Source organism: Mesoplasma corruscae (assembly GCF_002930145.1).
In the GTDB taxonomy this organism is placed as follows: domain Bacteria; phylum Bacillota_I; class Bacilli_A; order Mycoplasmatales; family Mycoplasmataceae; genus Entomoplasma; species Entomoplasma ellychniae.
Genome location: NZ_PHNF01000002.1, coordinates 74,885 through 91,341, shown reverse-complemented (window position 1 = coordinate 91,341; position 16,457 = coordinate 74,885). Strand labels below are relative to the sequence as shown.

Sequence of the window (16,457 nt, the reverse complement as noted above, 5' to 3'; positions counted from 1 at the left end):
CAATTCAACCTCCTTAATTAGGTTATATATATATTACCATTATTTTTTAGCAAATGATAGTATAGAGTGCTAAAAAATAAAAAAACCTTTTCAGGTTATTTTTATCCATTGTTTGAATATAAGAAATCAACTAATAATTCGTTGATAATTTCGCCGTTTAATATTTCAGGATTAATCATAGTTTTAACTTGTTCAACATCAATCCCAAATTGAGAAGCAAACATTTCATATTTAGCATTTAAATGATTTTCACTAACTTTAAATTTTTCTTTAGCTCTAATTTCAGAAGTTATTAAATATGATTGTAATTTAGCAATTGCATCAAATTTTAACTCTTCGTTAATTTGTTCATCAGATAAACCTGTTTTCTTTTTATACTTTTTAATATCCATATTTTGTTTTTTAAGTTCTTCTTCGAATTGTTTTTTAAGATCGGCTGTTTGATTTTCAATTGCCGATTTAGGCAATTCAATAGTTGAATTTTTTGCAATTTCAACAATCAAATCATTAACAAATTGATTTTTAAGATTTGTCTCTTTTTGTTTTTGAATATCAGATTTAACTCTTGCTTCAAATTCTTTATATGTATTAACACCTGGTAAATTTAAATCTTTAACAAGTTCATCGTCTTTTTTTGGAAGCTCTCTTGTTTTAATTTCAGTTATGTTTAATTTAAATATTGCTTTTTTATTAGCCAATTCTGGGGTGTAATCATTTGGGAATACAACTTCAATTTCATGATTACCTAATTTCAAACCAATCATTGATTCTTCAAATCCTGGAATAAATTGCTTAGATCCAATAACTAGTCTGTGGCCCTTAGCTTCTCCACCTTTAAATGCAACACCATCTAAAAATCCTTCAAAGTCAAAGATAACAGCATCACCATTAACAATAGATTCTTTAGAATCTTTTGTTTTTTCCATTGTAAATTGTTCACAATATTGATCAATAGCTGCAGCGATTTCTTCATCAGTAACTTCAGTTTTAGGTTTTTCAATAGTTTTAATGTTTTTATATTGCCCTAATTTTATTTCAGGTTTTAAATCAAATATAAACTCAATAACCAATTCTTTTTCGCTAACTTTTTTTGGTAATGGGGTTGGTGAATTCATTGGTTCAACTTTAACATCTTGTGATCTGGCAAAATCAAATGCTGGTGAAATCATCATTCTGTAAGCTTCATTGTAAATTTTTGAAGGTGATGCGTATTTTTCAACTTGAGCTGGTGGAACTTTTCCTTTTCTAAATCCTGGAACTTCTAAATTTGAAATAACTCTATTTTTAGCTTTTTTTAAAACATCTGTTCATTCTTGTCCATCAATATAAACTATTCACTTACCTGTTCCTTGTTCTGTAAATTTTTGTTCTGTAAATTTCATTTATTCAATTCCTCTATTTTCTATAAGCGATTGCAATGTTTTTAGGTTTTAAACCAAGTGTTTGAAATATTGCTTCTTCAACACCTTTATAAATTTGATGTTCATCTAACATCATTGCATTGTCTATTAATTTTATCTTAATTAGTACATAAACAACATTGTCATAATAAATGTCAGTTCACACATCAATGTCTTTTATTTTTTTAGTAACATCACGTACATCTGATGTAACTGAATGTTCAATTAGTCTGTTCAATGCATTTATTTCAATGTCTAATGAACCCCTGTTATTTCTTTCAATTGAGATATACATAATATCCTCCTTTTTATTGAGCTCTTCCTGAATACTTACCATCTTCTGTAGAAACAATTATAACTGTTCCTACATTAACAAATAAAGGAACCATAATTTCATGCCCTGTTTCAAGAACTGCTTTTTTTTGAGCACCACTAGTAGTATCTCCCTTAACAGCACCTTCAGCTTGGGTTACTTCAAGTTCAACTTTATCAGGTAAAGATATTCCTAATACTTCACCATCAAAATCAGTCATTTTAATCATAAGACCATCTTTTAAAAATTTTGATTCTCATTCTAATCTTGACATTGGTATTTGAATTTGTTCATAACTTTCAATATCCATTAAATATGCATCATTACCATCATTGTATAAATATTGCATATCTTTTCTTTCAATCATGGCTTTTTCAACTTTATCTCCACCTGTAAATGTAATTTCAACACGTGCTCCAGTTCTTAAGTTTTTAGCTTTCACACTAACTTTACCTTGTTGTCTACCTGTTTTAGAAAAAGATTGTTCTACTACAACAAATAAGTTTTTTTCATAAATAAATGTTGTGCCTGGACGTAAATCATTAACTGACATTCTTTAATCCTTCTTTCATATAATCTTATTTTAATTCAAAATAAATTATAGCATTTTTTAATTTAGTATTGTTTTTGTATTTTAATAATTAGTTTTGTTTTTGTCAAAGTTAAGAACATAAACTCAAAAATTATAAAAGAAACTAACAATTGTATCGCATCAACAATTAGTTCACTAATTAATAATCCATACCTTTCATCACTGCTCAAACCGTTTCAATTAACATATCATTGGTAAGGGATATACAAAAAAACCAACACACAACAAAACAATGCTAAAATATGTTGAACAAATGTTTTATTAGAAATCTTAATTATTAAAAAAATTAATACATTAATAAAAATAGTAATAGGTATTGTGCTAAATGAATTTGCAATAGAATCAATCATACTTCCATAAACAACACCAACAATCAACATTCCAATTCCAGGAATAGTTAAACAAAATAAAATATATAATCCATTTGTGAATTGCACAACATATTTGCCTTTTCAAAATAGTGTGGTTGTTAATGAAACAGTTATTAACAAAGCGGTTATTAAACCAAGAATACAAATTTTTTTAATACTTAGTTTATTTTTATTCAAAAAAATCACCAACTTTTATATCATTTAAATTATTATGTTTATATAAACTAGCATTAATCATTTTTTTACCAGGTCTTTGAATATTTGTGATTATAATATCAACATCAGCAGTTGCTACTTGAATGCCTTCGTTTTTAATACCAACCACACTACCTTCTTTATATTTAGATTTAACTTTTGTAAGTTCAATAGATTTTATTTTATATCTTTCATTATTAATAAATGTGTGAGCAATTGGTGATGGTGAAAGACTTCTGATGTGGTTTCTGATTACCTCACCTTTATTATTTCAAATAATTCTTTCTTCTTCTGAAGAAATATTTTTACAATAAGTTACTTTTTTAGGATTTTGTTTAATTAATTGAAGTTGATTATTATAAATTTGTAATAAATATTTTTTAATCATTTTTTGACCAAGCAAAGTCATTTTTTCAAATAAACTTCCAGCGTCATCATTAACATCAATATCAATTTCTTCTTGAACATAATAATCTCCTGCATCCATTTCTTTAACCATCTTCATAATTGATATACCTGTTTTTTTATCACCATTTTTAATTGCATATTGAATTGGTGCTCCACCACGATATTTTGGCAATAAACTTCCATGAATATTGATTGCATCAATTTTTGGAATTTGTAAAATTTTGCTTGGAATAAATTGACCATATGCACAAGTTACAATAAAATCAGGGTTAGATTTTTGAATAATTTCATAAATTTCAGCTATTTTTAATGGCTGTTCAATTTTTAAATTATTTTCAAGAGCAACTTTTTTAACTGGAGTTTGTGTTAGTTGTTTTTTTCTACCAACAATTCTATCTGGTTGGCTAATAACTAACTCAATGCTCACACTTGTCATTTCTAAAAGTGATAATAAGATATTTGCTGCTATATTAGGTGTTCCACAAAATATAACTTTAATTTTATTCATAAATATTACCCATCAATTCTTTAATTCTTTTTAATATAACAACCATTGCTAATGTGTCACGATTACAATATTTCAACATTCCTTCTTTGATGCTTATGTTTCAAGCATCAATAGGTATTCTTTTATCAACAAAGTTTCTAAATGTTTCACTAGCCTTATCACCTTTATTAATAACAAGGTCATTATATGAAAAATTAGCATCCAAACTTGGTTGAGTCTTTTTAATAGAATAACTTCCCAAAAAGTTTGGATGATAAATTAAAAAATATGGTCTATTTTCTTTATCACTCCCATAAAAGAAATCCATTAAATCGATTGTATGTTCAACTATATATAATAATGGCTTGGCAAATTCAGGGTATAGTAAAGCTAATTTTCTTAATACACCTTTTTCAAAACTTTCATTATAAGCTACATAAACTCCAGGTCCATGCTTGAAAGAATCTTTAATAAAGTTTTCAATAAACTTTGGTCTTGGATCGACATTAACTTCATTAGATAAAAAATCATAATGAGGCATAGTGGTTGAATCATTGTAATCAAATTTATCATTAGTGATTACATCAATTGAATATTGAAATGGAACTTGATAATAACTATTAGTTTTATTAAAGCGTGGAATAGCTCATTTTGACGTTTCAAAATCATACATATATATTGGGGTATGTAAATAATTTCCTAATAACCCTTTAATTAAATCAATGTTATTAGGATCAATTATTTTTCATTTATTAATGTCATTTGGGTGTTCTTTTTGAGCTTTGTATACTTCAAACATTCTTAGAGCTTTTTGATTAGTTTCTAAAAATGAAACTCGCTTTTTATTTAAGGGAATTGAATGATCTGAAAGTGTTTCATAGTCTTTAAAATATGGGGATTTTGAATTATTTATAATATATGATTTATTTTTTTTAGCTAATTTAGTTATATTTCAAAAACCAGGAGTGTACTTATCAAACCATTTCATTGCATGAAAACATGAATTATATGCTTTATTACCACCAGCATAATTAAAAATGCCTGATCTTGATTTTTCTATTTTAACTTGACAAGTTAAATTACTCAACATTTCTAAAGCTTCTTCACTATTTGAATCTATGGTTAAAAAGTTAGAGATTGTTGAAAAAATAACATCTAAATCAAATGTTGACTTAAAAGTTTTATAATCTTCAAAAAGAGTTTTTCTTGTGGATTTTGTTCCTCAAGTTAGTTCATCAATAAATACTAATGCTTGCAAATCTAAATCTGAAAGTTCATTATCTGATAATACAACAAAATCACTATTAACCATTTCTTTTATTTCATCATATTTAATTGGTGGTAATGATGAATGAACTAATTTAGCAAAGTCACCAAATGATTGATTATCATGAATTTTATTATAGTCTCATCCTCTAACATAGTTACCATTAACATGAACAATAAAAATATTATCAACAATAAATCCTAATTTTTCTAAAATGTAAGCTTGATAGACTATGTCAAAAAAGTGTTCTTTTTTAACTTTTGATGTTGCCTTTGCTTCATATATTTCAACATGTTTATTTGGTTTAATCTTAATAACATCACATTTAGTTTTTAACATTTCATTATTGTATGAAAAACCTGCTTCATAAATATATTTAACTTTATCATCTAATAATGCTTTTTGAGTTGCATCAAGTGAGTTAGCAAAATTTAAATCAGATAAATTTAATGTTTTGAAATTAGTTTGATAAGTTTTGTTTTCGAAAATATTTAACATGTCAAAATATTCTTGAACTTTATGTCCAAATGCTAAACCATCTTCAATAGATTCACCTTTAAAAGAATCAATATCAAATCCCTCTTCATTTTCTCAAGCTTGATTTCATGCACTTAAAAATTCTTGAGCTTCTAATGGTGGCAGTTTATCAACATTAGCATATGCTTCAAATAAGTCAATTGCTACTGCTGATTCATCAAACTCTTCTTGATCTTCAAGCAAGGCACCAACATCAAAAGTTAGTTGTTTACTTTTATACAAATTAACTGCATATTCAAAGTTATTTTTGTTATCTCACACTCATGCTTTTTTAATACATTCACTAAGAGCTAGTTTAAAAGTTTCTTTATTCACAGGTGTTTTTAACTTAATCATAATTCACACCCTTTCTTTAAAATATATTTTACTAAATATTATTCAATTATAAATATTAAACATAAAAAAATAAAGTTTAAAACTTTATTTAAATTTTTATTATTCTGAAATTAAAATTTTGGATCATTTTTCTTTATTGTTTAAAATGTCTATTTTTTTGACATATATTTCATTAGTTGTAATTGGTATATTTCTTAAAAATAAATGATTTGTTTTTGAAAAACCTATGCTTTTTAAAACGTCTTTCTCTAAATAGTCTTTAAAAAATATTTGCAATATTTCATTAGAGTTTATTTTTTCATTAGGTAAATGCAATCTTAAGTTTTTTGTTTCTTTTTTATTATCACTAACTTGAACATCAATAAAAGAATTTTTAGTATTGATATTTATTTCAGTTTCTTCATAAGCATTTGACATATTTTTGTATGAAAATTCACCAACGTTTAACTTAAATTTTTTTACTTTTGGTTTTATGCCTAATCCAACAGAAGCTATACCTTTATCAGTAGGTATTATTTTAAATTTTAATTCAACTCAATCATTATTTTTATTAACTTTATAACTAACTTGAATTTTATCACCATTAGAATCTCAAACCAACGGTTTTACTTCAGCTAATAAATCAATGTTTGATAAAGATGACAACTTATATTTAAAAGTAAATTGAGTTTCAAATTTCTTTTTTAAATTAGTCCCAAAAATTTTTCAATCATAAGTTTTATTTTCATCTCAAACAGCATCTAATATTTTTCCATCATTATCATCAAAACCAGATCCTAATGCAATTGAGTTACCTTTTAAATAAGGTTCATAATAATCATAGTATCCAGTGATATTACTTGAAGCTATTTTTTTATTAGACAAACCATCATTACTTTCAGAAATATTTCATTTATAAGTTGGTTGTAAATCACCCATTCTTCTATCACTTCATAAAAAGTCATTTAAAGTTTCTCTTTTGTTTTCTGAAATAGTGACAAATTGATTACCGTGACCTGTTGAAAAATTTGTGAATATTTGACTATTTTTATCATTAATAATAGTGTTTTGTTGAACTATGTTTCCAACACCGAAACTCAATTCTTTATTATTTGATAGCTCATCATAGTTTCTTGATAAACTTCCTTTGTCATTATCAGAAATGTTTTTGTTGTATCCAGAATATATTGCCTCATCAAAATACTCACTTTTAACTGTAGCTAGTGTACTAACATCAATAAAATCTTTTTTAGATAATATTGGTTTTTTATATCTCATTGTCGTATCACCAAATTTATATGCGTTTTCAGCTGAAAAAATAGAAATTGAATTTAGCGGATTTTCATCTTTATAAGTGAAATCATTATTAAAATAATCTTTGAGTTCTTTATCTAAGTCATTATGGCTTCTAGAATATTGGTTACCATTTTTATCATAATGTTTATAAGCTAGATTTAATAAGTCCGCTTTACCTAAGTTTTTCTCATCATATAACAGTTTTCCAGGCTCATAGTCAATTCCCATGTTATACATGTTAAATATTTTAAACTTTTCATCATTAGATAATTTATTTTTTTTAATGTATTGCTCAGATGAATTTGGTCACTGAAAAAAATCAGATATAAAACCACTACCGTTTTTTTGCAAAAATTCAGATTCACTCCTATTTGCTTTAGATGTAGTTTCATTGATTTCTAAAGTTCCCATATTTTCATAACTTATTAATTCAATATCTAAATTACTTTTTGTTATTTTAGTATTTAGTTGACGAATGAATTCTTGAATAACTTCTTGTCTAACAATAAAACCATTTCCTACATACCCATTAGGTTCATTATTTCAAAATCATCCATCAAAACCTAAACTAAGAGTCAAGTTAATAATAGTATTAACATTAACAAAGTTCCCATTAACATCTCTTTTTAGAAAATCATTAAGATCAGATTTAGTTAATCCATGCGACCCATCTAAAAAAACATTCCCTAATACTTTTACACCATTAGTGTGACCATATTCAACAAGATCTGTTGGTGGTGGCACTACAAAACCTTCAGATGATGAACCTGCTCAATTAACAAAATAATCTACATATGCTCAATTGTTAAAATTTTTTGAAAACATTTTGTTTTGTTGTAAAATGCTATAAGTTGACTCAGTTGATTTTTCAGAAACAAACATAATTGTAGATTTCACATCAGATGATTGTTTAGCAATTTCTTTAGCTATTGTCTTAGTTGATTTAATTAATTTTTGATTTGATTTATTATATGCAAAATCCTTATCAAAAATTGTGTTTCAATCTGACAATTTATTTGTATAGTTAAATAAATCTTTTTTATTTTTAGACCCCATTTCTGTCAAAACATTACCATTTGGTAAAAATTTTGAATTTAAAGGTATTCCAGTAGTGGCTTGTAACGCTATTTCATTTTTGGTTTTATGCCCTGTATAAAAATCTTCTTCAAAATAATTAATTATTTCTTTAGGTTTTGATATAATTTTTGCTTTATCTTCATTAATTTTAAATAAAGGCATTTTGTAAGCAAAATCATCGTAGTTTATAATTTCTTCATTTTTTGAAAAATCAAATTTTTCTAACTTATCATAATCAATATAAAATCCTCTTGATAAAGAACAAGATGTTACAAAAGAAAAAGTTAAAGAACTTATCATGACACTGCAAAAAGTTAATTTTAATATTTTTTTCATCTTCTATCCTTTATTGTTTCATCTAAAAGAATAAATAGAACTAGTAAAAAACAAAGCACAATAACCAGCACCAACTAAAAATGTATAAATTGAATTCATCTGAAAGCTTTTGTAAGATTTTGCATAATCTTGAATTATAGCATTATAATTATTTTCACAAGAATTTAACATTGTCAATCAAACTCATGGTTTGAATGGAGAAAAATAACTTGTGTAGAACATGTTTTTATATCCAGAAGTTATTTGTGGTTCTAAAAATATATCTGAAAACAAAATAAAAAAGCTTAGCAATAAAATTGTGACACTTTGAGTTACAGCTATGCTTTTAAAAAAACCTGATATTGTTGAAGCAATAAAAATCGATGTAAGGTTTGCAAAAACTAAACACAGTACAAATATAAACCACCCTTTAAAGCCTATAAAAGCCATTTGAAGCCCTATTGGCATCGTATTACTAAGACTAAAAAATTGTGAAGTTATAACTATTGAAATTATTGACAATAAATTGCCAATCATCCCTACAAACAAAAAAACTGTTCAAACAGAAATCAAAAAATTGAATTTACTTACACCTGCTGAATGTATTCTTCTTAAAAAAACAGAGTTCTTTCATTCAGATATTGTTATATTAACAATTAATATTAAAAATAATGATGGTGCAAAAAATATAGCAAATAAAAGTGGAGGAGTAATTAAAGTAGAACCCATATATATTTTAAAAATAAAAAGTAAAACAGATACTAATGAAGGCAGTATGAAACAATAAACATAAGTTCTTAAATTTTGAAAAATAGATAATGAAACGATAGAAACATTTCTTAAAAAGTTATTTTTTTGCATTTTTTTATTTCCCATTCCATTTAAAACTAAAAATACTTAAAAATGTTAAAAGTGTTAAATATATAGCTGATGAGAAAACTGGTAATCACTCTTTCAATCCAAAAGATACTCCTAACACTCTCCCTTCTGCTGCACCATGATAAATTCATTTAAAATTAGCATCAGAAGATAGTAAAATACTAATTCAAACAGAATGTTTATAAGGCGATATATAACATAAATTTACTAAAAAACGACTAACTGCAATTATTTCAGGCGATATAAAAACATCCGAAGAAATTACTGCAAATATCATTAGAATAGAAGCTATAGATTGAGAAAGCGCTACACTTTTAAAAACACCTGAAACTATAGTTCCAATGCATATTGATATAACTATACAAAAACTAACCCCCATAATTAAACCCATAGCTGTTTTAAAAGTCATCATCATAAAAAGCATTTCAGCAAAACCCATTTGTTTTCCACCTTGATTAATTGGAAAAAAACTAGAAGTTAATCAAAACGAATACAAAGATGTGAAAATAAATGAAACGATACCTAACATAAAATTAAAAATAAACATTGAGAATAAAAATGAGTTTCTTGATATACCAGCTGAATGTATTCTTTTTAAAAAAACAGAATTTTTTCATTCAGAAATAGTTATATTAACTAAAAAAATCACCATAAATGAGGGTAATATTAAAATCGAACAAATGTCATTAATATAAATGGCATTTTCAGTTTTTACAACTTTATAAGCAATAACAAGAGTGACTATGCAAATAGGGAATATTATTAAATAAAGATAAGTTCTTAAGTTTTTAAGAACTGATGTTGAAAGAAGCTTTATATTATTTCACATATTTAAGAATTGGTTCTTTTTAAAACTACTTTGCATTTGAGACTAAAACTCCTTTGTAATAATCTATCATTAAATTTCTTATTGTCCCAAATTCTTTTATAGCTTTTTTAACAGTATTTTGATAAAAAATATTTCCATCTTTTAAAATAACGAATCTATCGCATAATCTTTCTACTTCTTCTGGTATGTGAGAAACAATAATTATTGTTTTATTTAATTTTTTTAAATTTTCAAAATAATCAAATAACTTAAGTTGCATTTTTAAATCTAATCCAGTTATCATTTCATCCAAACAAATATATTTAGGATCGTTAACAACAGCTAATAATGTATTCAGTCTTTGTTTTTGCCCACCAGATAAACTATTTAGATCTTTGTTCAAAAAATCATTAATTTCAAAAATTTCAATTAATTTTTTTACTTCAGGATCTTTAATTGAGTTACGTTTTTTTTTAAAATAATTAATTATTAATTTAGAAGTTACTCCTTTTGGTCATATACCCTCTTGAAATTGAATCCCTATTTTATCATATCCATTTTTTTCGTTGTCAATAAATACTGTTCCTGAAGTGGGTTTGATTTGGCCAATTATTATTTCAAGCAAAGTTGTTTTACCCGAACCATTAGAACCTAATAAAGCTACAGATTCACCATCTTTAATATTTAAACTTATATTATTAAGAACTATGTTTTTACCAAATTTTTTTGATATGTTTTTAATTTCTATCATATGGTTATCCTTTCTTTATTCTATATACTAAATTGAAATCATGATATGTCTTCGTAGCTAGTATTATTTGGAATTTTTTTAATGTAAATACTTGATGTATTATTATTTAAATCTTTTATGTAAAAATTATTAGTTATGTTTTCTGTTAGTCTTACTAATTTATTGTCTAAATTTTTATAATAAATTTCATAATATGCATATTTATCATTTTCATCATAACTACTATCGTTAAAAGAAAATCTTAAACTTGTTTTATTATTTTTTTTAATTAAAGATTCTATTTTTATTGAACTTTTATCTTCAGCATTATTTTCTTTTTTAATTTTTGAACCTTCATTTTTAGTAACTTTTATTTCACCACAACTAATTAAAAATTTTTGATCTTCACTATTGGTTTTTATTGTAATACCAATTTTTGCAATTTGTGAGTTTGTTTTTGCAACTAATTCAATTCAATTATAATTTGCATCAGATTCATAGCTTAGTTTTTCAACTGATGTATCAAGAGTTATTTTTTTTCCATTATTATCAATTATGTGAATAGAAGTATTTTTTTGATCAAATGATTTAGGAACCCTTAAAACTGCTGAAATATTTTTTTCACTTGTTTCTTTATAATTTGACCCCATAATATTTCATGTGTACTCAGAATTAGCATCTCAAGTTGATTCTTGAATTTCGCCCTTTTGATTATATCCAGATCCTAAACTTATTGAATTTCCTTTTAAATAAACATTCTTGTAATCATAAAATCCAGTAATAGGGTTTTTTGAATTAGCATTAATTACAACTTCTTCTGAAGATTTTTTAGTTAAATCTCATTTGTATGTTGGTTGCACATCAGCTATATTTGTATTACTTCATGGGTAATTTTCAATAGTTGAAAAATTTTTTCCAATATTAGCAGTAACAAACTTCTTACCTTGTCCTGTTGAAAAATTTGTTTTAAAAAAGTTGTTACTATCAATAAGAACAGTTTTTTCTTGTATTAGATTACCAATACCATAACTTTTGTCTTTATAAATTTTAGATCAATCTTGATTTCATGAATGCGGATAAGCAGCAACTCCTTTGTCTAAATCAGACAAGGCTTTGTTAGCACCAGTGTACATCATGTCATCATAGTTATTAGCAGCAACCATCCCATAAACGTCTAAGTCAACATTTTTAGTTTTATTATTTCCTGCTATTTCGTCCATTTCTTGAGAAGCAATATCATAAGGAACATGGGCTGCAAAAAATGAAATTGAGTTTTTAGAGCCTTTAATTTTTTCATTTGTAGATTCATCATCTTTTTCTTTAAAAGTTATTGTTTCTAATTTTCCATCTTTAGGTTGAGCTAAATATGCTTCTTCCATTAAATAGGTATTAGTAAATGGTTCACCGTTTTGATCTAATGGTATATAGTTTAAATCTCTTAAATCTCTTTTACCAATTTTATTTTTGTCTAATCAAATTTTTGAATCAACTCAAGCCCCAGCGTTATACATATTAAAAACTTTAAAGCGATCATTTTCAGAAATATTGTTTTCTTCAAAGTAATTTTGTAGGCCATCAGAAAAATTTCAAAAATCTTGAATAAAATAGTCGGTATTATTATAGATATCTTCGGCTTCAAGATCTACTCTTCCATCTTCTTTTGCAGATAATCTTCCGTAATTTTTGTAACCATAAACTTCAAGTTTTTGAACTTGTGAATTACTTGATAGTTTAATTTCATCTTTTAATTGTTTCATTATTTCAGTTGTGATCTTTGTATCAACAACAGTAGAATTAGGACTTGCCCCATTTGGTTCATTATTTCAAAATCAACCATCAAAACCTAAATAAACAGCCATTTCAATAAGCACACTTGTTACTTTGTATTTACCCATATCATCTTTGTCTAAAAAACCTTTTAAGTTTTGTTTAGTTAAACCATGATAACCATCTAAAAAGATGTTACCTAAAATTTTTGTTCCATTTAAGTGTGCTTTTTCAACTTGATTTTTTGCAGGAGGAACTATAATCCCCTCATCAATAGCCCCAGCTCATGAAACTAAAATGTCATTATACTGATAGTTATTAAATGATCTTTCATATACTCTTTTATTTCCAATATTAGAATTTGAAAGCGAAGTAGATTCCATTATGGTAGACATATTTAATTCTTTTGTTTGAGGATCTTGATATTTAGTTCATGCTAACATAGTTTTTTCAGTGTCTTGAAGTTTAATTTTTGATTTATTATACTTAGCATCTAAATCAGCTAAAGATGTTCAATCAACTAGTTTATTTGTTTCATTATAAAAGTCTTCTCTTTTCACTTTTTTAAAATCTGAAACATAATTACCATTAGGCAAGAACTTTGAATTAAGAGGCACTCCAGTTGTTGCTTGTTTTTTGATTTCTAATTTTGTTTTAAACGCAGTGCTTTGTGTACTTAAATCAAAATAACTGTTAGGCAATATTGTATTTGATTCAATCTTTTGAACATTTTGAACTGGTGCTTTAATTGGAGAAACTTCTTCATAACCTTTAAAATAAGGTTCTTCTTTAATTCAATCATAGTTTGCAAAAGAAGAAATATCTGTTCCAAACACTTTATCTACGCATGAAAAAACATAAGTAGACATTGAAGATGTTACTATTGTAGATAAAAACAAAATTGTTAAATTTTTCTTTTTAATTTTTGCCATTTATTTATTTTCCTTTTTTGTAAAAATATTTTGCAAGCAAAAGTTATTTTTTTTAATAAGAACTAAAGTATGCAATCATATTAGAACACAAAAAAAAAAAAAAATCAAGTTGAAAACTTGATTTTTTAGTCCATTAATCCGGCTTCGTATAATTCTTTAAAATGACCTTTTTTAGTTTTAAGTTCATCAAATGTTCCTATTTGAACTATTCCTTTTCCATCTTTTCCTAAAACAATTATTTGGTCTGAATTTTTAATAGTTGATAGTCTATGTGCAATTGATACAGTTGTTCTTCCAATCATTAAAGCTTCCAATTTTTCTTGTATTTCTTTTTCAACAATATTATCTAGTGCTGAAGTTGCCTCATCAAGAATTAATAGTTGCGGATCTTTTAAAAACATTCTAGCAATAATTAATCTTTGTTTTTGACCACCAGATAACATAAATCCACGTTCACCTAAAATTGTTTTATATCCATCAGGTCATGACATAATTAACTCATCTAGTTCTGCTTTTTTACAAGCTTCAACAACTTGTTTATCTGAGGCATTAAATCTACCATATTTAACATTTTCATAAATATCACCATATAAAATTTGTGGGTCTTGTTCAACATAACCAACATTATCTAAATAACTTGACAAGTTTACATCTTTTAAATTAGTATTACCATTAATTAAAACATCACCAGTTGTTGGGTCATAAAATCTTAATAATAATCTTGAAATTGTTGATTTACCAGATCCAGTTTCTCCAACAAAAGCATATGATTTACCTTTTTTAAAAGTGAAATCAAATTCAGGTAATATTTGTTTTTCAGGTTTTTCAGGATATGCAAAACTTACTTTTTTAAAATGAATATCGCCATCAACATTTTTTACAATAATTCCATCATTATAATGAGGATCCATTATTGATTTAGCATTAACTGTTGTAGCAATTCTTTGGGCTGAAACAGATGCTGATGCAACTCCTACTGCAGACATAACAACTTGAAATAAAGGACCCACCATTATTCCTTGAGCTAACGAAAATGAAGCAAAAACTGTCGAGAAAAACAATGTTGATTCTGGACCTGGTGTACTACCATATTTAATCATAGCAGTTGCAATAGCTACAAATTGAATTAATGATATCCCTGAAAATAATACAGTAATCGCAGAAGATTGAACTTTTGCTAATTTAGTGATTTGCTCATAATATCCTTTGTGTTTTTTTTGAAAAAATTCTTTTTCATAATTTTCTGTTCCAGAAGCTTTAATTAATCTAATATTTGAAATTCTATCAGTAACCTTGCCATTTATAGTTGTTAGTACTTTTCTTACTCTTGATATTGAATTTTTCATAAAACCGAACATAACTAATAAAATCATTAAAACAACCACAAAAGTTACTAAAACAGATGTTGCTAATGTTCATTCAAAATAAAGCATCATTGCAGAAGCACCAACTATAGTTAAAAAAGCTGTAAATAATGTGACTGGCACTTGTGCTAATTGGTCACCCACTATTTGAGTATCAGATATAACACCTGTAATAATTTCACCAATTTGTTTATCTGAGTAATATGATATGTCTTGTCTTACTAAAGCTTCTAAAGTTTTGTTTCTTAAATCTATTTCAACTCTTTTTGAGAAAATAAATGAAAAGTAATTACTAAAAAATTGAGCTATTGAACTAAAACCAACAACGCTTAAAGCAATATAAAGAATATGGTATCATGAAAAACCTCATCATTCTTTTTTAAGCAATGAAATTTGTCCAGCTTCAGCATTATTAGCAACAGCATTTTTGATTGAAATATCTATTGTCATTTGTCTTGTTAGCAATGGTATCATAACTGAACAACCAACCGAAATTATAGCTAACATAACTATAATAATTCCCAATCTTCATTCTTTTTTAAAATATCTTTTAACCAAAGATGAAAAACTATCTTCTTTATTAATAGTTTTGTTTATTTTTGCTTGTTGTTTTTCATTATCCATTTCTAATTGAATTCTTTCTAATTCAGTTTTTGAAATGATTGTATCATCTGATGTTTTTTTTAATTTTTTTCTCATCATTTGCTCCTTAAAATTTTTAATGCGTTATTAATATTTAATAATAATTATACTCTTAAAAAATAAAAAAAGTAGGTTTTAATCTACTTATCTCTTCTTGCTCTAACGGGTACAAATTTTTGCTTGTTTTCAGTGGTTTTTGTAATTGGTTGATCTTTTTTATGGTGTTTTTGTATTTCTCTAATTTTTTTAATTTCATCTTTTTCATACTTAGCTAATTCACGTTCTTTAAGTCGATCTGCTGTTTTCATTGCTTTAATTTCTTCTCTGGATAGTTTAATTTCTTTTTGACCAATGGCAACTCTTTGTTCAGTTGCTTGCAAATCTAATTTATTATTAACAATTCAGCTTGTTGTATAATTTTTTTTGTCAACTTTTTGAGTAATACCTTCAACCTCGTATGCTCTTTTTTCAATTAACTTTTGAGTTTTTGGTTCGATTAACTCTATAATTACATCAAATACATCACGATATTTGTATTCTGGACCTTTTCTTGCAAAAACCTTTGTAAATTCTACTCTAATGTTTTTTTTGTTTTCTGTTTTTGCGATAAAAGTCTTAATTTCATCTCTAACAGCTTTATATCTTTGTGCTTTTTCTTTCTTAGCAGCTTTTCTTCCAGTAATAGTTGTAATAACAACAAATGCAATAACAACTATAATCATTATTAATAGGACTATCAGTCCTGCACTTCCACCCATATCT

General features: G+C 25.9%; 14 protein-coding genes. 1 reads left to right on the top strand and 13 read right to left on the bottom strand.

Going from position 1 to position 16,457, the window contains the following annotated elements:
• Window positions 1–101 precede the first annotated feature (101 nt).
• From tig to MCORR_RS02890, 8 genes are all read right to left on the bottom strand, one after another.
• Window positions 102–1,382, bottom strand: coding sequence for a trigger factor (gene tig, locus MCORR_RS02925; protein WP_104208091.1), 1,281 nt, complete (start codon window positions 1,380–1,382; stop codon window positions 102–104).
• Window positions 1,383–1,395: 13 nt separating this feature from the next.
• A complete protein-coding gene (locus MCORR_RS02920) occupies window positions 1,396–1,695 on the bottom strand; it encodes an MMB_0454 family protein (RefSeq protein WP_104205627.1) in 300 nt (99 codons plus the stop codon).
• 13 nt (window positions 1,696–1,708) lie between these two features.
• On the bottom strand, window positions 1,709–2,266 hold the full coding sequence (gene efp / locus MCORR_RS02915) for an elongation factor P (RefSeq protein ID WP_104205626.1): 558 nt from the start codon (window positions 2,264–2,266) through the stop codon (window positions 1,709–1,711).
• A gap of 62 nt (window positions 2,267–2,328) precedes the next feature.
• Window positions 2,329–2,853, bottom strand: a complete 525-nt coding sequence (locus tag MCORR_RS02910) for an ECF transporter S component family protein (protein ID WP_181021221.1) — start codon at window positions 2,851–2,853, stop codon at window positions 2,329–2,331.
• Complete coding sequence (fmt, locus tag MCORR_RS02905) at window positions 2,846–3,787, bottom strand: methionyl-tRNA formyltransferase (protein WP_104208090.1); 942 nt, start codon at window positions 3,785–3,787, stop codon at window positions 2,846–2,848. The genes MCORR_RS02910 and fmt overlap by 8 nt, the downstream gene beginning before the upstream one ends.
• Complete coding sequence (locus MCORR_RS02900) at window positions 3,780–5,906, bottom strand: DUF2779 domain-containing protein (protein WP_104208089.1); 2,127 nt, start codon at window positions 5,904–5,906, stop codon at window positions 3,780–3,782. The genes fmt and MCORR_RS02900 overlap by 8 nt, the downstream gene beginning before the upstream one ends.
• Window positions 5,907–6,005: 99 nt before the next feature.
• Window positions 6,006–8,594: an endo-beta-N-acetylglucosaminidase gene (locus MCORR_RS02895; RefSeq protein WP_104208088.1), complete on the bottom strand. Its 2,589-nt coding sequence runs from the start codon at window positions 8,592–8,594 to the stop codon at window positions 6,006–6,008.
• A 3-nt stretch (window positions 8,595–8,597) separates the two neighbouring features.
• Complete coding sequence (locus MCORR_RS02890; protein WP_104208087.1) at window positions 8,598–8,816, bottom strand: hypothetical protein; 219 nt, start codon at window positions 8,814–8,816, stop codon at window positions 8,598–8,600.
• On the opposite strand from MCORR_RS02890, the gene MCORR_RS02885 reads away from it, so the two are divergent.
• Window positions 8,815–9,360, top strand: coding sequence for a hypothetical protein (locus MCORR_RS02885; protein ID WP_104208086.1), 546 nt, complete (start codon window positions 8,815–8,817; stop codon window positions 9,358–9,360). The two genes, MCORR_RS02890 and MCORR_RS02885, sit on opposite strands and share 2 nt — an antisense overlap.
• A 78-nt stretch (window positions 9,361–9,438) precedes the next feature.
• On the opposite strand, the gene MCORR_RS02880 is transcribed toward MCORR_RS02885, so the two are convergent.
• From MCORR_RS02880 to MCORR_RS02860, 5 genes are all read right to left on the bottom strand, one after another.
• Window positions 9,439–10,317, bottom strand: coding sequence for a hypothetical protein (locus tag MCORR_RS02880; protein ID WP_104208085.1), 879 nt, complete (start codon window positions 10,315–10,317; stop codon window positions 9,439–9,441).
• Window positions 10,307–11,011 carry an ABC transporter ATP-binding protein gene (locus MCORR_RS02875; RefSeq protein WP_104208084.1) on the bottom strand — a complete coding sequence of 235 codons (705 nt, stop codon included), beginning with the start codon at window positions 11,009–11,011 and terminating at the stop codon, window positions 10,307–10,309. Before MCORR_RS02875 ends, MCORR_RS02880 begins: the two co-directional genes overlap by 11 nt.
• Window positions 11,012–11,031: 20 nt before the next feature.
• Window positions 11,032–13,689, bottom strand: coding sequence for an endo-beta-N-acetylglucosaminidase (locus MCORR_RS02870; RefSeq protein WP_104208083.1), 2,658 nt, complete (start codon window positions 13,687–13,689; stop codon window positions 11,032–11,034).
• 125 nt (window positions 13,690–13,814) lie between these two features.
• Window positions 13,815–15,752: an ABC transporter ATP-binding protein gene (locus MCORR_RS02865; protein ID WP_181021220.1), complete on the bottom strand. Its 1,938-nt coding sequence runs from the start codon at window positions 15,750–15,752 to the stop codon at window positions 13,815–13,817.
• A gap of 83 nt (window positions 15,753–15,835) precedes the next feature.
• Window positions 15,836–16,453: a hypothetical protein gene (locus tag MCORR_RS02860; RefSeq protein ID WP_104208081.1), complete on the bottom strand. Its 618-nt coding sequence runs from the start codon at window positions 16,451–16,453 to the stop codon at window positions 15,836–15,838.
• Window positions 16,454–16,457: the final 4 nt, after the last annotated feature.